The sequence below is a fragment of the Phormidesmis priestleyi BC1401 genome (assembly GCF_001650195.1).
Taxonomy (GTDB): Bacteria; Cyanobacteriota; Cyanobacteriia; order Leptolyngbyales; family Leptolyngbyaceae; genus Phormidesmis_A; species Phormidesmis_A priestleyi_B.
This window is the reverse complement of the sequence record NZ_LXYR01000047.1, coordinates 12,447-34,093: the sequence shown is the minus strand read 5'-3', so window position 1 is coordinate 34,093 and position 21,647 is coordinate 12,447. Positions and strand designations below refer to the sequence as shown.

Here is a 21,647-nt window from a genome sequence, read left to right as displayed (position 1 = left end):
ATTTTACAGCTTTTCTTCTAGGGGCTGACAAAAATCTTGAACTCCAGTCTTTAGGATATAGATGGCAACGGGTGTCACTAGCTTAGAGGGAATCTCGGTGTCTGCCGCGATCGCATCCACAACTGCCCCAGATAGCCCATCTTCGAGGTTTTCTTTTAAGTCAGCCTGACAGAGAATATGTCTCCAGCGTTTTGCTAACCCTTCGAGCCAGCGATCGTTGATGTCAGGTTCTTGCCCTGACCGAATGGCAAGCGCAATCGCCGCGTCTTCTAAGTCGCCGTCACAGTCTTCGATGACTCTCAGGGCATCTAAAGCGGCGGGGTGATTAGTCAGGTCTGCTCGAAATTGCTCAAGCTCTTGGGGCGTAATAAGGATTCTCATGAAGCTTTGTATACCGACTAGAGAAAATTCTATCATTCCCGCTCAGTTGGTGGAGGTTGATTAGGCAGATTTAATCGATCGCTCATTTCTTCTAGAGCGAGGCAAAAATCCGCGATCGTCGATTTCACGTCTGCAAGGTCGCCGCTTAATTGATCCAGTCGGGTTTCTACAATCTTAAGATCAGTGGTTTGATTCGTTTGCCACAGAGAACATTTGAGAGCGGTCAAAATCTTCTCAACAGTCGAGAAATTTGGATCGTAAGACGGATCATTTAGGAGGCGACTGATTTGTTGGGTGTAGCCCAAAGCACTTCCCCCATGCTCTCTCGCGATTTCGGCAGAGATTTTGCGAATGCTCATGCCCTGCGTTTTCATCAACTCCCGAATCACATCCACCATTTGTTCTTGCATAAATGCGCCTATTTCTGTCAGTCTCTTATCAAAAACTCGAACCCATTAAGTGACCTTCACTCTGGGCGAAGGTCATTTTTTTAGCAGGTTTCATGAGTCACTTCAATGGACCTCTTGCAAAAGTCCCTGCCCTCACCCTAAATCCCTCTCCCACATTTGGGAGAGGGACTTTGAAATCTGGCTCCCCTTCTCTCAAGCTTGGGAGAAGGGGTTGGGGGATGAGGGCATCTGCGGACTTCTGCAAGAAGTTTAATGTCTGAAGTCTGCCCTATAAAAAAGCAGTAGAACTGATTTGCTCTACTGCTTTGAATGATTTAATCGTGGATCACTATAGCCCAACGAGTTCGCGAGACTCTAGACCTGTAAGCTGTTGGGCGATCGTCAGTCGGGTTTCTAGCTTGGCGACGCTAAACTCATTTCGCAAATGCTCAAGGTGAGCCAGGGCATTGGCTTTTTCGGTGGCGGCGCGGTTGAGAGCGTCGATCGCGCGAGAATATTCTTGGTTGACTTGCAGCACTTCAAAGCGGCGAGCTTTGCGCTGGTTGTCGTTTTTGAGGGCAGTTTCAAAGGCGACGACCCTATCGGCATTGCCTTACGAGCCGAGCCAGATGCTGACGAATTTCGGCGATGTTTTGCTCTAGCTCATTGACGTGCTGGGCAGCTTGAGCGATCGCGGCGGGATATTGACCTAAACGAAGTTTCATATCTGAACGTTCCTCGAAGACGGTGGGTGGTCAGTAGCCAAATCAGTCACCTCAGACTGAGGCTACGAACGACGAGACATGAGGCAAGCAACTCTTAAGCGGCAAGTTCTTGCAGTTGGGGAAGGGCAGTTCGAGTCGGCAACTCGTGTGCCTGAATGGGATCTGACTGAGAGTGAGGAGCCGCTTGCTCTAACACATTGACCTCGATTTTAACGGCAACTAAATAAGAGCCGGGTTGCTCACCGACGGCTTGGGCAATCAGGTCAGCAAAGATGGGTCGATCGGCGGTAATTGGGTCGCGGAGAGAGCAGCGATCCCACTCATATTTGGCGGCGGGGTCGAGGTGCAGAATGTAGTGTTTCGTCATGGGGCGAGAACTTGAATCGTTTGTACTATTGTAGTGGAATTTCACGACGACTGCAACTGAGGAGCCGCGACATTTGAACATCGCGCTTTTTAGGAGAATGAGTCTTGTCAAGCGCAGAAGATTGCTTTCGATCTAGCCGAGATCCCAATAGGCGAGAACCTTAGCGACACCTGAGACTCCAGAGAGCTTAATTTCGTAGGGGAACTGAGTAAGCACCTGACCCGATCGCAATTGACAAAGAGCAATCAGAACGTGCCAAGTTCTGAGCTTGACTCAATTTCTCGAAATCAAAATAGCAAGTCTCCCTACGCTTTACAGCCTTTTGAAACGGAGTTCTAACTATTAAAACTCTGAGGGGAAGATACTGTCCAACCTGCCCTTTGCCAATGGAGAAAAAACGACCATTTGCATCGTGGGTATTAAAGGTTAATTTCTGAGTTTTGAAGGGTAAACGACCGACTTCTATCGTAGTTTATACCCACTACAAGTATAGCTATTTTGAAGGACGATCGCCATTGGCTCGATCGAAGAACCCTGACTCCTAAATCTCTAACTTATTACAGTAAATTTGTACTTAATTGCGTGAGATTAACCGATGGGTGAAGAAGGCATAATATTGGTGAAGTGCGAGTCAATCTCTCAGCCAATCTCCCAAGCTTGACTTGACTTAATGGCAAAAACTCGGTAAACCTAAGATTAAAGACTCACTCTTTCAGTAAGAACAGCTTTCATAAGGATTAGCCAGATTGAAAGCGATCGTTCTTTGCAGAGAGTCCAGAGCGGCGAGTTCTTTCGCGGCTACCCCTCGGTTCATCACAGTTGGATTGGTAACAGAAGCCTCTGCAGGAATGAAAACTGTTTGATCTTGGGTGGGATTGGTCTGAAGATTACAAGCACTTTTTTAGAGGAGTTCCTGACTCCTCTCGGTTCACTATTGACCTATTCTGAGGAAACACGTTCATGACTGCAACTCCCGTTCGGTTGAAGTACGAAGTCAAAGATTTGGCACTTGCGCCCATGGGCAAACAGCGCATTGAGTGGGCTGGGCGCGAAATGCCTGTGCTGGCTCAAATCCGCGATCGCTTCGCCAAAGAACAGCCATTTGCGGGCATCAAGATTTCTGCTTGCTGCCACGTAACGACTGAAACGGCTCATTTGGCGATCGCCCTCAAAGCAGGCGGAGCGGATGCCATTCTGATTGCCAGCAACCCGCTCTCGACTCAAGATGATGTGGCTGCAAGTTTGGTCGCTGACTATGGAATTCCCGTCTACGCGGTCAAGGGCGAAGATAACGACACTTATCATCGCCACGTTCAAATCGCGTTGGATCATCGCCCCAACATCATCATTGACGACGGCTGCGACGTGGTTGCAACCCTGGTTCAGCAGCGCAAACATCAACTCGCTGACCTGATTGGCACCACCGAAGAAACCACCACTGGAATTGTGCGGTTGCGCGCGATGCTCAGAGACGGTGCGTTGACTTTCCCAGCAATCAACGTCAACGATGCTGAAACTAAGCACTTCTTCGACAATCGCTACGGTACGGGTCAATCGACTTTAGATGGGATTATCCGGGCAACTAATATTCTGTTGGCGGGCAAAACTATTGTCGTCGCTGGCTATGGCTGGTGCGGCAAAGGAACGGCGATGCGCGCGCGCGGCATGGGTGCAAACGTGATTGTCACCGAAATCAATCCTGTCGCCGCGATCGAAGCAGTGATGGATGGCTTCCAGGTTATGCCGATGGATGAAGCGGCAAAGCGCGGCGATATCTTCGTCACCGTCACCGGAAACAAAGGCGTGATTCGCGGCGAACACTTCGACTCGATGAAAGATGGCGCGATCGTCTGCAACTCTGGTCACTTCGACATCGAAATCGATCTAGAAGCGCTGAAGGGACGCGCTAATGAAGTTAAGACTGTTCGCACATTCACAGAAGAATACAAGCTTAAGAGCGGCAAATCTGTGATCGTCTTGGGTGAAGGTCGTCTCGTCAACTTGGCGGCGGCTGAAGGGCACCCCAGCGCGGTGATGGACATGAGCTTTGCAAACCAGGCGATGGGCGCTGAGTATCTGGTCAAAAACAAAGGCAAGCTCGAACCCGGTGTCTACTCGATTCCGGTAGAGGCGGATCAAGAGATTGCGCGGCTGAAGCTGCAAGCGATGGGCTTCACGATCGACGCTCTTAACGCCGATCAAATCCAGTACGTCAACTCTTGGACTTCTGGCACCTAATGCTAGTCGTCGAGTAATTCAGACCCCCGAATTCGTTAATGAATTCGGGGGTTTTTGCGTTTGCGAAGTGAAATTAACCTTTGGGTAGGTGCAGTCTGCGATCGCGACTTAATAAAGTTCAAGCAGTGAATTTGAGAGATTGAATGAATCAGATTCTGTTTATTGAACTATTGGGAGGAATCGGTGACGTTTTGATTGCTTTGGCTGCAATTCAGGCGTTAGGACGGTCGCATCCTGATGCACAGCTAACCGTTCTCACGTTTGCAGGAGGAGAACTGCTCACTACTGATCCATTGATTCATCGAGTCGAAATGGCTCAAAAGGGTCAGGCAGGAGGTGCGATCGAGACTCTTCTCAGTCAACAACCCTATAATTTGATCGTTTCTGATACCAACTACGACGGCATTGATCAAATCATTCATCAGAGTGAGGCTAGTCGCGTTGTCACAAATTTATGGCGATCGCCACCCTCTGACGAATTTGTCAGCGATCGCTTTCTCAGCATTCTTCTAAATGAAGGACTGATCCACTCGGATGCGATCTCAGATCCTCGGATACACGTAACGCCACAGGAACAGCAGGACGCACGAGAAAAATTAGGGGAAATTAAACGCCCGATCGTGGTTCTCTATCCCGATTCGGGGATGCCGATTAAACAATGGTCAACCGAGAATTTTATTCGGGTAGGGCGAGAATTACAGCAGCGATATGGAGCCTCGATCGTGGTTCCGATCGGGTCAAACGCAGACTCGGTGACTGAGATTGTAAGCTCGATCGGAGGAACTGCCCAAGTCTGGCAACTAGGAACTCTCAGAGCACTCGCTGCGATGATGTCTCAAGCTGATTTAACGCTTGCTTCAGACACAGGCTCGGCTCGGATTTCAGCCGTGCTGGGCGTTCCTACGATTACGTTGTTTGGTCCGTCTTGGCAGGGGCGATATGGTCAATCGGCTCCGCATATCAACTTGCAGGGCTATCCAGAGTGCCCGGAGCGAATCATTCAAAACTTCACGATGCAGCGCTGTTGGTATGACGGGATTTGTCCTTTTGAGCAGTGGAATACTTGCTTAGACGAGATTTCTGTCGATCGAGTCATGGCAAGCTGCGGCTCGTTACTCAAAGCTCATAGTCAGCCTCAATCGGTATAACTCGTATGATTTCGGTAGACTTGTTTGATTCAACTCATGTAATCAGTCACGATTGGGCATCTGTTCGCAATCTGTTGGTGATGCGATTAGATAACATTGGCGATGTGATTATGACTAGCTCGACGATGCGATCGCTGAAGGAAAATCTACCTGATGCAAAACTAACGCTGATGGCGAGTCCAGGCGGGTCGTTGGCGGCTCCGCTGTTGCCGTGGGTAGATGAGGTGATGACGCGGCGCGTTCTCTGGCAGGATTTGGGGCGATTGGAGTTTGACCCAGCGCGAGAATGGCAGTTAGTGGAAACGTTGCGCGATCGTCAGTTTGATGCGGCGATTATTTTGACGAGTTTTAATCAGTCTCCTCATCCAGCCGGGTTTTTGTGTGGCTTGGCGGAGATTCCTCTCCGGTTAGGTGAATCGAAGGAAATGGGCGGAACTGCTTTAGCTCACGAAGTCGCAGCGGCACCCGATGATATTCACCAAGTCGATCGCAATCTGCGTTTAATCGAGTCAGTCGGATTTGAGGTTAGCGATCGCAGTCTCACGATTCAAATCCCAGAAGTTGCTCAAAGAAGTGTGAGCGATCGCTTAAATCAATTTGGATTAGCTGACGACGATCCGTTTCTATTGCTCAACCCCTGGACAAGTTGCCAATCGCGAAATTATGCGTCCGATCGTTTCGCGATTTCTGCCCGTCAACTCGCAGAAATCACAGGCTGGAAAGTCGTCGTGACCGGAGTTGAGAAAGACCGAGCAAATAGCAGTGAACTATTAAAAATCTTGGGGGAATGGGCGATCGATTTGATTGGCGCAACTGACTTATCAGAGTTAGCCGCATTGATTGCAAAAGCGCGATTGATGTTGAGCAACAATACGTCAACGATGCACCTTGCCGATGCGACTCGCACGCCGAGCGTGATTTTGTTTTCAGGCACCGAGTTAGAATCTCAATGGCGATCGCGAGACAATCCATCAATCCTGCTGCGTCAGCCCACGTTTTGCAGGCCTTGTTATGCCTTCACCTGCCCTTATCATTTGGAATGTTTAGACATCGCTCCTGAGCAGGTTGTAGCGGCTGGTCTAGAGCTTCTGAGGCGTTGCTGAATGCAGATATAAAATGCCCTCCTCACAAATCTGGGCAAGCCCTCGCTAACCCTTCTCCCTGGGAAGAAGGGAGCCAGAACTCCTGTCCCCTCTCCTTTTGGGAGAGGGCTAGGGTGAGGGTAAAATCTGTGCTTCATCGATCGATTCAGCAACGCCGATTTTGGGTATCTGAACGAACTCATTCATTCTGCAATCTGAAATAGATATGATGGCTTCCTTCGATTTGCAACAGCAAAAGCTTTTCAGCTTCTTGAGCAGTAAGACGAGGCAGTCTAGGCAACTTGCACCTCTAAAAGCATGGTCGTGATTTCTTCGTTTTGGAGTGCTTGCTTCTCTGCTTCAGAAAGGGTTTCTAGATAAAGTTCGGCAGCCTCTTTGATATTGGCTTGCACCTCCTCCAGAGTATCTCCTTGAGTTTGGCAACCTCTAAGCTGCGGACAGTACGCATAGTAGCCATTTACATCTTTCTCGATTACAACGTTGATTGGGTAAGACATAGATCTGAGAGGATTGTATAAATTTAATGGGTGTACGAGGCTTCGCGGCTGTAAAGACTGATTATAGGATCGCCTTAGAATTTCTTTCGAGTTAAATCCCTGCTGCAAAGACTTGTTCAGCCGTGAGCGTTAGGTTGGGAAACGCTGGCGAAACGATGCGATCGCTTCCTCGAAACTGTTGCCCTTCGTATTCCCCTTCTACTAATTCATAAACAGAAAGCGTGGGTTGTTTAGGAGAACCAATAAACTGTCTTCCGCCTAACCCCAAATAATCAACAATCCAATACTCTGCAATGCCGAGCGCTTCATAGTCTGCAAACTTTTTGTGATAGTCATCTCGCCAATTTGTACTCACCACTTCGATCGCCAGAACGGCAGACTGACCTTTTGTAATGACCGACTCTTTTGCCCATCTAGGATCAGCGTCGATCGTGTGTCGATTTAGCACAATTACGTCTGGTTCATAGCTAGATTCTGCGTCCTCTGAGCGAATCACGCACTCTTTTGGGATGAAGTAAGGGAGTTGGGACTGGCTAATCTCAACGAACAAAGAACCGCTCAAAAATCCTTCAACATCTGAATGCTTGCCTCTGGGTTTCGGCATTTCGACGATGACTCCATTGCGTAATTCATAGCGAGTGTCTGAGTTTTCTGGATACCAAGCAATAAACTCATCGAATGTGACAGGTTGTTGGAGTGCTTGAATCATAGGAGTTACCTGATTTGCGATCGGTCGTGCAAAACGTTAAAAGAGCGCAGCTTGACTCATGGAGAATAAGTCAATTCTACGATCGAACGATGGAGATGAGTAACGCGATTGGCATAGTGAGGCGTGGTCAACTCTTGAGCATTACCAATTCATCGGGCTGTTTCTTCCAAAGCTCGAACGTGTAGAACTTCATCCGGCAACAAGGGTTCGATTTGGGAGGCGGCAACAGTGAGGACTGCGATCGTATCCCCAACAGCGTTAAACACTTCCAGGCCATAACCATCTTCATCAGAGGCTGGATGATAGTCTATAACCGTTGCTACATCATCTTTGCGTAGACTGTGCTGAGGTAAGTCTTCGCAGCGTGCCACTCGCTTGAAAAGTTCAAATTTCATTGCTTAACTCTCTTTGTTTGGATAGAGCGTAATAAATTTGGCGCGTGTGATGGAAATTCAGTCATCCAAATCGTTACTACATGCAACACTACCCCGTTGAGCCAGGTCTCCTGGGTATAGCCTGCTCTTGCCAGGAACTGTGATTTATCATCTTCTGGTAATAGTTTAAGTAGATATCGAGTCAGCTTGGCTTCAAGCAATATAGGTGTCGAGAGGCAGTTTCACTTGCGGCATCTCATGGCATTATCTTGCACTAGAATAGCGTAGTTAAAAATGAGCAACCTACCAAGGTTATCTGTCTCACTCAGTGCGAACGCGTATCGATCGGTCTTATGAATAGTCTACAAGTTGTTATCTACACTGATTCTACTGGCATTGGTGGGGCTGAGATTAGTTTGGCTCACTTAGTTGCGACGGCATCCAGTGAAATTGATTTAACTATCGTTGGCGTTTCAGAATCAGTTGTGAATACGATCGCTAAAGGTCGTCCTCACTCCAATCAAATCGTCTTGCCTGAGAAACTATTCTCTCACTTCACAACATTTCGGAATTTACAACCTGATATCATTCACGTTAACCTTTGTACTCCTTGGGCTTGTTCTTTAGGACTCATCGCTGCATTATCGCTTCCAAATACTCGTGTTGTAAGAGTCGATCAGTTGCCGTTGCGAACCACCGATGCGATCGAGCTTTGGCGAACCCGATTTTTATCACTACGAGTCGATGCCCATGTCGCCGTCGGTGAAGCCAGCGCCCGACGAATGGAAGACTTCTATGCGCTAGGTCGAAACAGTGTGATCTCGATTCCCAATGGAGTTCCAGACCTGGGTGAGAACCCTTTGCCCACTCAAGAAACGATGACGATCGGAAGTATTGGACGACTCGACGCGATGAAAGCGCACGATATTCTGATTAGAGCGATCGCTCAAGTCGAACAGGTTCGCGTCATTATTCTCGGCGAAGGCGATCAACGTCAGTCACTAGAGCAGTTAGCAGCAGAACTGGGAGTCAGCGATCGCATCAAACTGCACGGCTGGGTCGAAAATCCGCGTGATCATTTGGCTGAGTTTGATGTCGTCGCGATGCCGTCTCGATCAGAGGGCTTTCCGTTAGCAATGGTTGAGGCAATGTTGGCAGGTCGTCCGGTCATTGCAACTCGCGTGGGTGGTATGCCCGAAGCTATCATCGACGGTGAAACGGGATTATTAATTGAGAAAAATGACGTGAACGGACTCGCGATCGCACTGCGCCGACTTCGAGATAATCCACCGTTGCGAACTGCGTTGGGTCAACGAGCGCGAAAAATGGCGCTGGATCAGTTCACCGTAGACGTGATGACCGCACAGTATGAACAGCTTTGGCAGAAAGTATTGAACGAGGAGCGATCGCCCCGACTGAAAGTTCCTCGACCCCAAGATTAAGAGAATGTTTCCGCGATGCCTTCACCTATTTTGAAACGAATCTCAGGCGAATCGGGGAGCGTTAACTAAAATCGATTTCAGCTTTTCTTAAAGTCCAGATAACTCAATCCTTACCCTCATTTAACCAGGTTCATAGAGGAAGTCAGTTACTCTAGCGAGGGGTGTGACTGTTTTGTGTTTAAAAAGTAACGTGCCGGGATATGTCTAATTTATTTGAAACGATCGTCAAAGGTGGACCAACAATGATCCCAATGGTGGGGTTGTCGATCGCCACGATCGCCTGTGGTTTAGAGCGCTCCTGGTTTTGGTTCCGATTGATGAGCCAGGAAGAACGAGTTGTGCACGATGTGATGGAAGCGGCTCGATTTGATTTGTCTAAAGCTGCCGAAATTGCGAGTCAAGCTCAAGATCTGGCAATCGGGCGATTTTTGTTAGCTCCGCTCAAGCTCAAGCAACCCACTCCTGAGACGTTTCGGCTAGCTCTGGAAGCGGCTGCCGATCGAGAATTTGTTCAGATGCGAAAAGGCGACAAACTGCTCGAATCAGTCGTTGGAATTGCGCCTCTGTTAGGTCTGTTAGGAACCGTCACCGGACTGATTGCTACCTTTGCCAGCCTAAAAATCGGCGGCGGCGGCACATCTGCTGACACCACCAAAGCCGCCGCAGGGATCGGTGAAGCCTTGATTACAACGGCAGCAGGAATGATCGTGGCGATCATCTCTCTATCCATCTTTCGAGTCATGGTAACGCTGCAATCTCGCCAAATTGATTATTTTTCGAGCGTTGGCAGCGATCTAGAACTCATCTACCGTGAGATTTGGTATGAGCCGACCTTTCATCACATGACTCAGCCTAATCATGGCGACTACTCTACTGCTAGCAACGTCAGATTGCTTGACAGTTAATCAATTCTAAAGTGTTGGCTCATTCAAATCACAACTGATTTGGGAATGCTGAAGCCCGTGTAATCTAGTCTGATGTGAGTAATGCGATTTAAATCACAGCAAAAAAAATCAGAAATGCCAGAAGTCAATCTGGTGCCCATGATGGATGTATTGATGACGATCTTGACATTCTTCATCATCATTGCAATGACGTTGACCACGCAGCAAACGGTCAACGTAACGCTACCGAGTGCCAGTGCTGGGGCGGTTGAGTTAAAAGAACCCGATCCGTTAATTATCGGTCTCAATCTTCAAGGCGAAATTTTGTTAGATGATAAAACGGTGTCTCAAGCCGAATTATCTCAGCGAATGCAGTCTTATTTAGTGCAAAATCCTAAAGGGGCTGTGATCTTGAAAGCGGCTGACAAAATTCCCTACGAGCAAGTGGTGAAGCTGTTAGGAACCATGCGAGATGTAGGGGGCGATCGGGTGTCGCTGGCGATCGAAGCCAACTAAGGATCGTGGATTTAATAAAACTGAATTCTCCCTCACCCCAACCCTCTCCAAGGAGAAGGAGCAACTAAACAGGTTGACTGCGCCAAACCACTACGATCGTCGATGCCCCGTCTTTTGTCGGCACCAGATTCAGATAAAACGGTTTAGAACTGCCTTTTTTAATCTGATATAAGTCTCCTCCGCCGTAACCGCCAGCGATCGACGTTGACTCAAATCCGTTACTTTGCAGGTTGCTGTTAAAGAAACTACTGAATAGCTGGGGGGGCGTTTTTCCTTGAACGAGCTTGAGACTTTCAACTTCTGGATTTGTTTCTGCGGCAACTTCAAAGCCTTGAGCATCGGCTCCGCCTAAACTCGTAAAAAATGAGTTGGGATCAGCAAAAATGTCCGGGGTCGGATTGAGGTCGCTCGACAACTCAGAGCCGCTCACCGACTGCGAGAGTTGCGACAAAATGTTGTTAGTGAATTCAGGGGGAATCTGAACTGTTTTTTGCAAATCGGCAAACGATCGTGGGGCATCTGCCAACACATATAAAGTCGAAGTGCCATCAAAAATCAAGCTGAGAAACTGTTTCGTGCCATCTTTTGAAATCTCGTAAACCTTACGATCGCTCTCAGGCGGACTTGGCTGAACCGTGTATTTTTTGTTGGGAAGTTCTTTCTCAAAATAGCTGGAGACGATCGCTAAGTCTTTGCCCGTCGCATAACAGGAAGGAACGCCCAGACATCCGGGCTGTGCGCCTGGGAAATGGGGGAAGGTATTGAGCGGATTATTAGGATCAGCCGCAGACGGTGGCTCTGCTGCACTTGCGGGCTGAACCTTTTGAGGTGCCGACTCAGTGGGGACGGGTTTTGTTTGCGAAGGAATGGGCGGAATTGCGCTCTGAGGTCGAGAAATTAGACGCTTAGGAACGACTAGACTTTTGGGAACCAGTGACGGCTTAACGGTGGGTTTGGCTCCTGTAACTTTGGATGTAGACGGCAGTTGCGTGACTTTGACCGTCTTTTCTTGAGGCGGCTTTGACTCCTGGTTTGCATTAGGGAAGGGCACAAACAGCAATAGCGCATGAAGCCCCACTGAGGCAAACAACATCGGTCGCACCAGTGCCCTCACCGGAGCAGGCAGATTATTCAAGGGAGAAAATTGAGGCATTGATGGAAGTTTTCCAAATTCGCTCTGCATAGCTGTTGTTGAGAATAGGGGACTGCAATCTAAAACTCTGGCAAAGCGATCGCTTCAAATCAAACAATTTTCTATAAGGTTAGAAAACGAATCTGTCTCCATTCAAATTGATTTGATTACTGTCGCGATCGTGCTTTCTGTAATTCTGTAAACCTACATTTTTGCTTTATCTCGGCTCTAAGGCTCACGTTAAAAGATCGAGATGTGAAACTTCAGGAACAGACACTCTAAAAACTATCTACACAGCACAAGTAGCTGTTTGCTAAACTGAAAATCTATCGCCTAGTTCAAGCTCATTGGATGGTTCTGCGCCCTTTACGTGACGGGCTTTGTAAGCTCTTAAACTTATGTGATCAATTCCTAGAACAGATTGTATCTAAAAACGTTGCCAATGACCATAAGAAAACAATTGATTTGAGCCAAACTGCTAAACAAATCACGGTCAAATGTCTTCTTAAACTGAACTTTACCGAAAGTTAACGATTATTTATTGATCCGTTTGTTTGTACTTAACCAATTAAATTGTAGGGTTGACAGAGATTGTTTGTTTGATCACTCAATTTCTAATCAGCCTTTGCTTGAGGACGGTACGATGGCTTTTTCAACAGTTGCTTTTCGTCGAACATTGACCACTTCGGTGGTCACCGTAGCGGTTGCCTTTGCACCGATTTTGACGGCGATCGCTCAAGCCGTTACGCTAAATGGGGCAGGGGCAACGTTCCCGGCTCCGCTTTATGAGCGCTATATCGCTGAGTTTCAGAGAAAAAATCCTGATATTAAGGTCAACTATCAAGCGATCGGCAGCGGTGGCGGTATTAAGCAAGTCATTGCGGGTGTAGTCGATTTTGGCGGCAGTGATGCTGCGATGACCGATGACGACATCAAAAAAGTTGGAAAGGGTGTGCTTTTGGTGCCGACCGCAGGCGGCGCAGTTGCCGTGGTTTATAATCTCCCAGGAGTTTCTAACCTCAAACTTTCTCGCACAGCCCTGCCCGAAATCTTTGCAGGTCGCATTACTCGCTGGAACGATCCTAAAATCGCGCAAGACAATCCAGGTGTGAATCTGCCCAATGCAGAAATCAAAAGTGTCGTGCGCGCCGATGGCAGCGGTACTACGTTTATCTTTAGCAATCACCTGAGTGCAATCAGCCCCTACTTTAAGGGCAGAGTGGGCGTTGGCACGGCTCCCAAATGGACGACCAACCCCATTAAAGGCAAAGGAAACCCAGGCGTAGCGGCTCAGGTGTCTCGCACTGCAAACAGCATCGGCTACGTTGAGTATGCTTACGCCAAGCAAAACAAATTGTCGGTCGCTCAGGTGCAGAACAAAAAGGGCGAATTCATGATGCCGTCAGTTGAGTCGGCAAACGAAGCGCTTTCGACCATTGTGTTTCCCGCTAACTTCCGAGTGTTTGAAGGCGATCCTAAGTCTGGCTACCCGATCACGGGGCTGACCTGGATGATGGTCTATAAGCAATATGATGCCGAAAAATCAGCGGCGATGAAAAAGTGGGTTGAGTGGGTGCTAACCGATGGTCAGGCGTTCAACAACGGGCTTGAGTACACGCGCATTCCGACTGAAACGGCGACTCGCGCTTTGCAAGCTGTGAAGAATGAAGTGAAGCCTTAGTCATCAAGTTGATTGTTTGTAGGAGTGTTTTACGAAATGTTCCTACAAACGATCTTTATGCGATCGGTCAGCAGTTCACTGACTCGATCGTCATTCTCCAACCTTTGTTTTTTCAATCTTTATTCGTGTGAGGAGTTGAAATGTCTCGAATCATTACCTGGAGATCTCTGTTAGTGACCCCAATCCTGTTGGGTGTGACGACACTGATCGCTTCTTCTGCTTCCGCGCAGACCTCTGTTAACCCCGTTTTAGCTAACGATTCAACGTCGATCGAGACTCTGCCCGCCAATCCTTCGGTGATTTTGGGTCAAGTCACATCCGTGTCGCAGCTCTCGGATGTCAGACCCACCGACTGGGCGTTTCAAGCGCTGCAATCGCTCGTCGAACGCTATGGCTGTATTGTGGGCTATCCCGACAAGACCTTTCGCGGCAATCGCGCCCTGACTCGCTTTGAGTTTGCGGCAGGGCTGAATGCGTGTCTCGATCGCGTCAACGAGCTAATCGCGGCTTCCACGGCTGATTTAGTGAAGAAAGAAGACTTAGCCACGCTGCAAAAGCTGCAAGAAGAGTTTGCGACTGAATTGGCAACCTTGCGCGGTCAAGTCGATGCTCTTGAAGCTCGCACCACCACTTTAGAAAAACAGCAATTCTCCACCACCACTAAGCTGAATGGAGAAATCATCTTTGCAATCAGTGGCGTACAAGGTGGCGATCGGTCGCTCAATTCTGACCAGCAGCGTCAAGTCGATAACGCACGGACGGTTGCCGCTAGAAACACGTTGATCAACGGGTTTCTTCCCGGTGGGCGAGGTGTGCGCGACAACACGATCTTCAGCGATCGGGTTCGGCTCAACTTAGACACGAGTTTCTCAGGAAAAGATCGGTTGAGAACTCGGCTACAAGCCAGAAACACCGTTTCGTTTAATACTGCCACAACAGGCACTAACATGACCCGGTTGGGATTTGACGGGGATAATGGCAACGCCGTTGAACTCTCTCGACTTGAATATCGATTCCCGCTCGGTGCTCAAACGAATGTTTTTATCGGCACAGGCAATAACGACGGTTTAGAATATAACGACATCGTGCCTACGCTCAGCCCAACCGAGTCGAGCGCCAATGGCTCGATTTCTCGCTTCGGGCGGTTTAACCCGATCTATCGCGCCAGCGCGGGCACCGGATTGGTTCTGAACCACAGATTTGGTCCTGAATTCACCTTCGGCAACAAACTCACGCTTTCTTTGGGCTACCTGGTGCCCACCGCAACCGCAAGTGACCCTACTAATAGCAGAGGCTTGTTTAACGGCAGCTATGGCGCATTGGGGCAGCTCGTATTTCAGCCAACACCCGCGTTAAGTCTCGGCTTCACGTATGTGAATTCCTACTACGTCGGGGGGGCTGGAGTCACAGGCGGCACTGGCAGCGGATTTGCCAACAACCCCTTCAATGGCAGCAATACAGCTTCAAATGCGTTCGGACTTGAAGGAAGTTTTCGATTAAGCCCTGGCATGATTCTCTCAGCGTGGGGTGGCTATACCCGCGCAGAAGCACGGCAGCAGGGCGCAGGTGCTAACCCGATCGTGAATCGCGGCGACAAAGCCGACATTTGGAACTGGGCAGTGACGCTCGCGTTTCCTGACTTCTTAAAAGAAGGCAACCTGGCAGGCATTGTTATTGGTCAGCCTCCTAAAGTGACAAGCAATGACTATGGCATCAGAAATCAGGTGATCACCTCTGCGCGTCGTCGCGATCTCGATACGTCTCTCCATGTGGAGGGCTTTTATCGCTATCTCATCAATGACAACATCTCGATTACGCCAGGTTTGTTAGTGATCCTTAACCCGGAGCACAACAACGGCAACAGCACTGAGTATGTTGGCACTATTCGGACAACCTTCATATTCTAAACCCATGACTGCAACCCCTGAACCTGCTCAAAACCTGATCGATCGAGACCGTCTAAATGATGTCAATCTTGCGAACCAAGATGGGCACAACTCTTTCATTGATCAAGGGTTTACCTGGCTTGTTCAGGGGTTTGCAATGTCTGTCGTGATCGTTTTAGGGTGGATGAGTTGGGTGATTTTTCGCCAAGCGCAACCCGCGATCGAGAAGTTTGGCTTTGGCTTTCTTTGGACTCAAAACTGGGATATTAACGAGCTGACCTTTGGTGCATTGCCCTACATTTATGGGACGCTGGTGAGTTCGGCGATCGCGCTTATCATTGCCTTACCCATTGGGCTAGCCGTTGCAGTCGTGACCAGTGAACGTTTCCTGCCGCCGTGGATACGATCGCCGATCGCATTCGTAGTCGAACTGATTGCAGCGATTCCCAGCGTGATTATCGGACTGTGGGGAATTTTTGTACTCATCCCATTCTTACAGCCAGTTCAACAGTGGCTTTTTCAGCATCTAAGCTGGATTCCTATTTTTAATTCTGAGCCTGCGGGTCCGAGTATGTTGATTGCAGGCATTATTTTAGCGATTATGATCTTGCCGACGATCGCAGCAATTAGTCGAGAGGTCTTAATTGCGATTCCAAAAGAGCTACGCACTGCATCAGCTTCGTTAGGGGCGACGCAGTGGGAAACTATTTTTAGAGTATTGTTACCCTCCGCTATCTCTGGCATTCTAGGAGCGGCAATGCTGGGATTGGGCAGAGCGTTGGGCGAGACGATGGCGGTGACGATGGTGATTGGCAACTCAGATCAGATTAGCACTTCGCTATTAAATCCAGGCAACACCATTCCAGCACTGTTGGCAAATCAGTTTGCGGAAGCGAGTGATGGGCTGCACATCGGCGCGTTGATGTATCTGGCGCTGATTCTGTTCGCTTTAACGTTGATTGTGAATATGTTGGCGATCGTTCTGGTGAAATTCCTCAAACCGGGCGAAGCATGAAAGAGACCTCAATCACTCAAGAACTATATCGCCCCTTGTCTCCTGCACGAACGGCATTTAGCAGAGGAATGACCACGATCGCGTTCCTGCTTTCGGGACTGGCACTGCTGCCGCTGCTTGCAATCTTGTTTGAAATTCTGCGTCAGGGCATCCCTAATCTAAAGTGGGAAGTCTTGACCAGTCTCCCTGCCCCCGTAGGGATGGAAGGTTTACCAAGCGGGTTTGCAAACGCGATCGTGGGCACTGTGATCATGGTCGGAATTGCCTCTCTGATCAGCATTCCAGTCGGTGTATTGACGGCAATTTACCTGGCAGAGTTCAGCAAAGGAAGCCCGATCGCTCACCTGATTCGCTTTGTTGTAACGGTGTTGAGCGGCGTGCCGTCGATCGTCGTCGGAGTCTTCGCTTATGCCGTGGTGGTTCTCACCTTTAAAGGATTTTCAGCCTTCGCAGGCGGGTTTGCCCTGTCGGTGATCATGCTGCCGATCGTCATTTTAGCGACCGAAGAAGCTTTGAAGTTAGTGCCAACTTCTCTGCGACTCGCATCATCTGCTCTAGGGGCAAGCCGATTTCAAACCGTGTTTCGAGTCACGATCGCAACTGCATTACCCGGAATTACCACAGGCGTTTTGCTTGCGGTTGCACGAGCAGCCGGAGAGACGGCACCGCTTCTATTCACGGCACTGTTTAGCCAAAACTGGTTTGAAGGATTAACTAGCCCGACGGCTTCCCTATCCGTTTTGATCTATAACTATGCAAGTTCTGCTTACGCCGAGCAAAATACATTAGCGTGGACTGCATCGTTGATTCTCGTCGGAATTGTTTTACTCGTTAACGTTGCATCTCGTATTGTCACTTCTAATCGTTTTAAGATTCGTTAGATTATGCAGTTTAGTTTTCACGATTCAGCAACAGACCCCTCATCTCCTACAGCAAGTGGAATGACTCCAGCACTGCGCGTCAAAGATTTGGCGTTTTATTATGGCAGTCAAAAAGCGATCGAGTCCGTCTCAATGGACATTTATCAAGGACAAGTCACCGCCATTATCGGTCCATCTGGCTGCGGCAAATCGACGTTTCTCAAAGCACTCAACCGCATCAGCGAACTTGAAGGAACCGTGCGCGTTGAAGGTCAAGTCGAGTTTTTTGGTCAAAATATCTACAGCCGTCAGGTCAATCTCAATCGGTTGCGCCGCCAGATTGGCATGGTGTTTCAGAAGCCAAATCCCTTCCCGATCAGCATTTACGACAATGTAGCTTATGGGGTGAGAGTCTACAGTCGCCCCAGTCGATCCAGTCTTGATGAAACCGTCGAATCTGCTCTCAAGAGCGCCGCGCTGTGGAGCGAGGTCAAAGATAACCTCAACAAATCAGCGTTAGGGTTGTCGGGTGGACAGCAGCAGCGATTGTGTATTGCCCGTGCGCTGGCTGTCAAGCCAAAAATTCTGTTAATGGACGAACCCTGTTCTGCCCTCGACCCGATCGCCACGATGAAAATCGAAGAACTGATCGACCATTTGCGGCAAGAATTGACGATCGCGATCGTGACTCACAATATGCAGCAAGCGTCTCGCGTCTCTCAATACACTGCGTTCTTTAGCACGGATGAAAGTCGCATCGGTCAACTGATCGAATTTGGCTCTACAGCCCAGATTTTTATGGAGGCTTCTCAACCTCGCACCAGAGATTATGTCGAAGGTCGATTTGGCTGATCGTCTATCGCTAAAGTCGGACTTTGATACGATCGAGGTTCTATCTTAAGGAGCTACTTAATCCACGAGAAGTCTTCTAGTCTAAATGGGAGATTCAATCATGTATGGGAAAATTTCTTATATGACAACCAATGTTTCGCCCGATGCGAACAAGACAAGCGATAAATCTTCTTTGTGGATTGGCATTCTTTTAATAGTGTTGGGATTAGTTGGAATCTTTCTGCCAGGATTTTCAACGATCGTCGCTGAAACCTGGATTGCGTTGATTATTCTCTCCGCAGGATTTGCAAAGTTTGGCTATGCGTTTCAAACTCGTCAAGAAGGCGGCTTTGTCTGGAAACTGTTGTTAAGCATCCTCTACATTGCAACGGGAATCATGTTACTGATTTCACCTCTAACAGGCACGTTGACGCTTACCGTTTTGCTTGGCAGCTTCTTGCTATTTGAAGGCGCATTTGAGCTAATTCTGGCGTTCAGATTACGTCCTCAGCAAAACTGGACCTGGGTGCTAGGCAATGGCATCATCACTCTGATTTTGGGCGGCATGATTTGGTTTCAGTTTCCGTTTGATGCGCCCTGGCTATTAGGAACTTTGGTTGGAGCCAGCGTTCTGTTTACGGGCATCTCACGAGTAGGTTTGGCGTTAAATCCTCACGCTGCAGACAGCCAACCGACTGCAAGCTCAACTTAGACGTTCACACAAGCGAATTAGAAAGCCCGATCGCTGCTAGAGAAATCTGAGCGATCGGGCTTTCTATTGTCTCTACTCCTAGAATGGAATCAGCGATTTCTCTAAAGTAAAAAATGCTATTAGAACTCAGTCGAATTCAAATTCCACCAGGGCAACGAGTGGTGTTGCAAGACATCACGTGGCAGGAATTTGAAAGAGTTCTAGAGGAGCTAGGCGAACATCGCGCCGCTCGGATCGCTTATGAGAATGGACTGCTAGAAATCATAGCTCCTCTGCCCGAACATGAAGATAATAAAGAAATTATCGGGGATTTGATCAAAGATCTTTTAGAAGAATTAGACGTTGAGTTTCGGAGTTTGGGTTCTACCACCTACACAAGTGAAGGGATGATGAAAGGAATCGAGCCTGACCAATGCTTTTATATTCAGAATGAGCCAGCCATTCGAGGTAAGAAACGACTGGATCTCTCGATCGACCCTCCCCCCGATTTAGCCCTCGAAATTGACGTGACTTCTCGGACTCACCGCAGCATCTACGCAGCCTTGAAGATGCCTGAGCTATGGCGGTTTGAGAATGGAAATCTGCAAATTAACATTCTGCGGCAAGATCGCTATGAAGAGTCACCAGAAAGCGCAATCTTTCCAAATTTACCGTTGAGCGAGGCGATCCCGCGATATTTGAGGGAGAGCAAAATTGTTGGCAGAAACAAAGCGCTAAAAGCATTTCGTCAGTGGGTTAAAGAGCAGATAGACCTGCTTAGGAGCGTGGATTAAATAACCTGTAAAACTTGTAATCAAATCTCTTGATTGGTCATGGCTGAGATCTTCGCCCCCTAAATCCCCCATTCTGGGGGACTTTGAAACCGGGAATCTTGGCTCAAAGTCCCCCAGAATGGGGGATTTAGGGGGCACAAGCCGACTCAAACGGAGCAATCAACAAACTGATATCCACGCTAGTTGAGTCCGAGAAGTTGCACCTTAATAAATTCCCGCTCCTTAACGTTAGATCTTGAGCCTATAGCGATCGAATTAAACACAATGCGAAGGCTAGAAGAGTTTGAGACGAAGGTTATAATTATTTTTAAGCCTAAAATATTCTGGGTTGAACTTGTGGATTTAAGCCCCATCCTGCAATTCTTCACTGCGAACAAAGACCTTATTGGCTTTGTGTTTGGCTCAGGAATATTATTGGCGATCGGCAAGTTTGCTTGGTGGTTGCGTCAACAACAGCGTAAACAGCTTGTTTCGTTGGATCAGTTCCCGTTTGAGGTTTTCAAGCCAAATGAAGTCACCCTACAGAGATTAATGGGTGAAGGGCGCACGGATGAACTCGCAGATCATAATATTCCTTACCTACAGCGCGTTGAAGGGCGAAATATTGAGCGAGAACTTCGGCAAGGGCTAGACGATCGTGGCTGGGTTTTGATTTTGGGGCGGAGCGGACTTGGCAAAACACGGGAAGCCGCAGAGGTTGCAGAACGGATGAGTCGGCAAGGATGGACGGTTTTGAAGCTGAAGTCTCAAGGGTGGTTGGAGGCTCCCAACGAGTTGCCCGAAGATAGACTGGGTACAAATCGGCAAATTTTGTTTTTCTTAGACGATTTGCACTTGCAGATGGAGCAAGGGCGCGATCGCAAATCGCCTAAAGTTGACGACCCGATGCAACCTGCCATCATTCCTTTACAAGAGCGGCTTCTGCGAACTCTAGAGGCATATGAGCGGTTTGTCGGAGCCGATCGCCTTCGCGTATTGGCGATCGCCAGGAATGAACAAGATTCTCCGACCCCTGGCAAACTTAGTGAATTTGATAAATTAGCCTGGTCTAAGTATCCGCAGCTATGGCAGCGATTTGAGGCTTATGAAATAGCTGAGGTTGAAGATGAGACGATCATTCAACTGTTTGAGCAAATCACTCCTAATATTGAGGGCATTCAAGCAACGCCAGAAAATTTTCCAGCATTGGCGCGGAAGAGCGATCGCACCTTCAAAAATGTCGTGCTGAATTTGCAGAAGACGAAAGATCAGAGCTTGCCGCTAACCCCGCAAAACTATCAGGGCACCGTGAGAGGCTCTTGGGAGAAGCGATATCAAGAAGCGGTTAAACGGCACAAAGGGGCAAAGTCTATCTATGATGCGGTAGATTTGCTGCGAAGTCTCAATGTTGATCTGAAGAAATTTGTCATTATGCCGACTGCCCATCTGATGGCGGGAGGAACGTGGCGACAGTGGCTATGGAAATGGAAATGGCGCATTCGGAAAGCCTTGCCTTATCTGATTCGAGAAGGCATTTTAGACCCTCGCGATGGGCAGATCGAAGGGAAAGGCTATGCGGTTGAGGTGGGTGAGCGAATTCCACGATTGGCTCGGCTTCTATTGCAACTCAGTCAGCGGCAGCCTGGAGAAATGGTGTTTTTGTTGCGTGATTTTGCGTTCGCACTCTATGGGCTAGAGCGATATCACCAGAGTCTTAGCTGCCTAAATAGAGTGTTAGAGATTGCTCACTCGTTAGAGCAACTGACGCTAAAGTCTGACGCTGATCTCGAAGAGGCTGAATGGGTGAAGGATTTTCTCTTCATAACCTTCGGGGTTCAGGGGAATGTATTGTCTTTCTTAAACCGCTACCCCGAATCGGTTGCGAGTTATGACAAAGCCATTGAGTTCAAACCTGACGACCATGCAGCCTGGTATAACCGGGGCATAAGTCTTGCCAACTTACAGAAATATGACGAGGCAATCGCGAGTTATGACAAAGCAAAAG

The 21,647-nt window shown here is 48.5% G+C and carries 23 protein-coding genes; 14 read left to right on the top strand and 9 right to left on the bottom strand.

All coding sequences use genetic code 11. The annotated features are described in order from the left end of the window. Positions 1-3 precede the first annotated feature (3 nt). The 5 genes from A8707_RS19910 to A8707_RS19895 form a co-directional block, all read right to left on the bottom strand. Positions 4-381 carry a hypothetical protein gene (locus A8707_RS19910; protein ID WP_068818956.1) on the bottom strand — a complete coding sequence of 126 codons (378 nt, stop codon included), beginning with the start codon at positions 379-381 and terminating at the stop codon, positions 4-6. Between the two features lie 32 nt (positions 382-413). Next, a complete protein-coding gene (locus A8707_RS19905) occupies positions 414-791 on the bottom strand; it encodes a helix-turn-helix domain-containing protein (protein ID WP_068818955.1) in 378 nt (125 codons plus the stop codon). Positions 792-1,119: 328 nt separating this feature from the next. Then, complete coding sequence (locus A8707_RS29865; RefSeq protein WP_231948220.1) at positions 1,120-1,308, bottom strand: hypothetical protein; 189 nt, start codon at positions 1,306-1,308, stop codon at positions 1,120-1,122. Between the two features lie 61 nt (positions 1,309-1,369). Next, on the bottom strand, positions 1,370-1,495 hold the full coding sequence (locus tag A8707_RS30315; protein ID WP_269452745.1) for a hypothetical protein: 126 nt from the start codon (positions 1,493-1,495) through the stop codon (positions 1,370-1,372). A gap of 94 nt (positions 1,496-1,589) precedes the next feature. Next, on the bottom strand, positions 1,590-1,943 hold the full coding sequence (locus A8707_RS19895; protein ID WP_231948219.1) for a hypothetical protein: 354 nt from the start codon (positions 1,941-1,943) through the stop codon (positions 1,590-1,592). 879 nt (positions 1,944-2,822) lie between these two features. On the opposite strand from A8707_RS19895, the gene ahcY reads away from it, so the two are divergent. The 3 genes from ahcY to A8707_RS19880 all read left to right on the top strand — a co-directional run bounded on the left by ahcY (position 2,823) and on the right by A8707_RS19880 (position 6,351). Continuing rightward, positions 2,823-4,100, top strand: coding sequence for an adenosylhomocysteinase (ahcY, locus tag A8707_RS19890; RefSeq protein WP_068818953.1), 1,278 nt, complete (start codon positions 2,823-2,825; stop codon positions 4,098-4,100). Between the two features lie 143 nt (positions 4,101-4,243). Further along, a complete protein-coding gene (locus A8707_RS19885; RefSeq protein WP_068818952.1) occupies positions 4,244-5,248 on the top strand; it encodes a glycosyltransferase family 9 protein in 1,005 nt (334 codons plus the stop codon). 5 nt (positions 5,249-5,253) lie between these two features. Beyond that, the gene (locus A8707_RS19880; protein WP_068818951.1) at positions 5,254-6,351 is read left to right on the top strand and encodes a glycosyltransferase family 9 protein; all 1,098 of its coding nucleotides are present in this window, start codon (positions 5,254-5,256) and stop codon (positions 6,349-6,351) included. 272 nt (positions 6,352-6,623) lie between these two features. Here A8707_RS19880 and A8707_RS19875 read toward each other — a convergent pair whose 3' ends face one another. From A8707_RS19875 to A8707_RS19865, 3 genes are all read right to left on the bottom strand, one after another. After that, the gene (locus A8707_RS19875) at positions 6,624-6,848 is read right to left on the bottom strand and encodes a type II toxin-antitoxin system HicB family antitoxin (protein WP_068818950.1); all 225 of its coding nucleotides are present in this window, start codon (positions 6,846-6,848) and stop codon (positions 6,624-6,626) included. Positions 6,849-6,939: 91 nt separating this feature from the next. Next, on the bottom strand, positions 6,940-7,557 hold the full coding sequence (locus tag A8707_RS19870) for a Uma2 family endonuclease (protein WP_068818949.1): 618 nt from the start codon (positions 7,555-7,557) through the stop codon (positions 6,940-6,942). 149 nt (positions 7,558-7,706) lie between these two features. After that, entirely contained in the window at positions 7,707-7,952 is a 246-nt protein-coding gene (locus A8707_RS19865; RefSeq protein WP_068818948.1) for a DUF4926 domain-containing protein, read from the bottom strand. 332 nt (positions 7,953-8,284) lie between these two features. Here A8707_RS19865 and A8707_RS19860 point away from each other — a divergent pair, with 332 nt between their 5' ends. The 3 genes from A8707_RS19860 (at position 8,285) to A8707_RS19850 (ending at position 10,773) form a co-directional block, all read left to right on the top strand. After that, entirely contained in the window at positions 8,285-9,373 is a 1,089-nt protein-coding gene (locus tag A8707_RS19860) for a glycosyltransferase (protein WP_068818947.1), read from the top strand. Positions 9,374-9,573: 200 nt separating this feature from the next. Continuing rightward, positions 9,574-10,278 carry a MotA/TolQ/ExbB proton channel family protein gene (locus A8707_RS19855; RefSeq protein ID WP_068818946.1) on the top strand — a complete coding sequence of 235 codons (705 nt, stop codon included), beginning with the start codon at positions 9,574-9,576 and terminating at the stop codon, positions 10,276-10,278. Between the two features lie 81 nt (positions 10,279-10,359). After that, the gene (locus A8707_RS19850; RefSeq protein ID WP_068818945.1) at positions 10,360-10,773 is read left to right on the top strand and encodes an ExbD/TolR family protein; all 414 of its coding nucleotides are present in this window, start codon (positions 10,360-10,362) and stop codon (positions 10,771-10,773) included. A gap of 64 nt (positions 10,774-10,837) precedes the next feature. Here A8707_RS19850 and A8707_RS19845 read toward each other — a convergent pair whose 3' ends face one another. Further along, entirely contained in the window at positions 10,838-11,956 is a 1,119-nt protein-coding gene (locus A8707_RS19845) for a hypothetical protein (RefSeq protein ID WP_068818944.1), read from the bottom strand. 592 nt (positions 11,957-12,548) lie between these two features. Between A8707_RS19845 and pstS the strand changes: the two genes are divergently transcribed. The 8 genes from pstS to A8707_RS28445 all read left to right on the top strand — a co-directional run. After that, entirely contained in the window at positions 12,549-13,586 is a 1,038-nt protein-coding gene (gene pstS, locus A8707_RS19835) for a phosphate ABC transporter substrate-binding protein PstS (RefSeq protein WP_068818942.1), read from the top strand. A 140-nt stretch (positions 13,587-13,726) separates the two neighbouring features. Further along, positions 13,727-15,493 (top strand): iron uptake porin, encoded by a 1,767-nt coding sequence (locus A8707_RS19830; RefSeq protein ID WP_068818941.1) that lies wholly within the window; start codon positions 13,727-13,729, stop codon positions 15,491-15,493. A gap of 4 nt (positions 15,494-15,497) precedes the next feature. Beyond that, entirely contained in the window at positions 15,498-16,487 is a 990-nt protein-coding gene (gene pstC, locus A8707_RS19825) for a phosphate ABC transporter permease subunit PstC (RefSeq protein ID WP_068818940.1), read from the top strand. Then, positions 16,484-17,368, top strand: coding sequence for a phosphate ABC transporter permease PstA (pstA, locus tag A8707_RS19820; RefSeq protein WP_068818939.1), 885 nt, complete (start codon positions 16,484-16,486; stop codon positions 17,366-17,368). Before pstC ends, pstA begins: the two co-directional genes overlap by 4 nt. Before the next feature lie 3 nt (positions 17,369-17,371). Continuing rightward, positions 17,372-18,199: a phosphate ABC transporter ATP-binding protein PstB gene (gene pstB / locus A8707_RS19815; RefSeq protein WP_068818938.1), complete on the top strand. Its 828-nt coding sequence runs from the start codon at positions 17,372-17,374 to the stop codon at positions 18,197-18,199. Positions 18,200-18,320: 121 nt separating this feature from the next. Beyond that, positions 18,321-18,890, top strand: coding sequence for an HdeD family acid-resistance protein (locus A8707_RS19810; protein ID WP_068818937.1), 570 nt, complete (start codon positions 18,321-18,323; stop codon positions 18,888-18,890). Between the two features lie 113 nt (positions 18,891-19,003). Continuing rightward, positions 19,004-19,663: a Uma2 family endonuclease gene (locus A8707_RS19805; protein WP_068818936.1), complete on the top strand. Its 660-nt coding sequence runs from the start codon at positions 19,004-19,006 to the stop codon at positions 19,661-19,663. Positions 19,664-19,999: 336 nt separating this feature from the next. After that, positions 20,000-21,647, top strand: a 1,648-nt coding sequence (locus tag A8707_RS28445; protein ID WP_074382541.1) for a tetratricopeptide repeat protein, incomplete at its 3' end; no start/stop codon positions are given.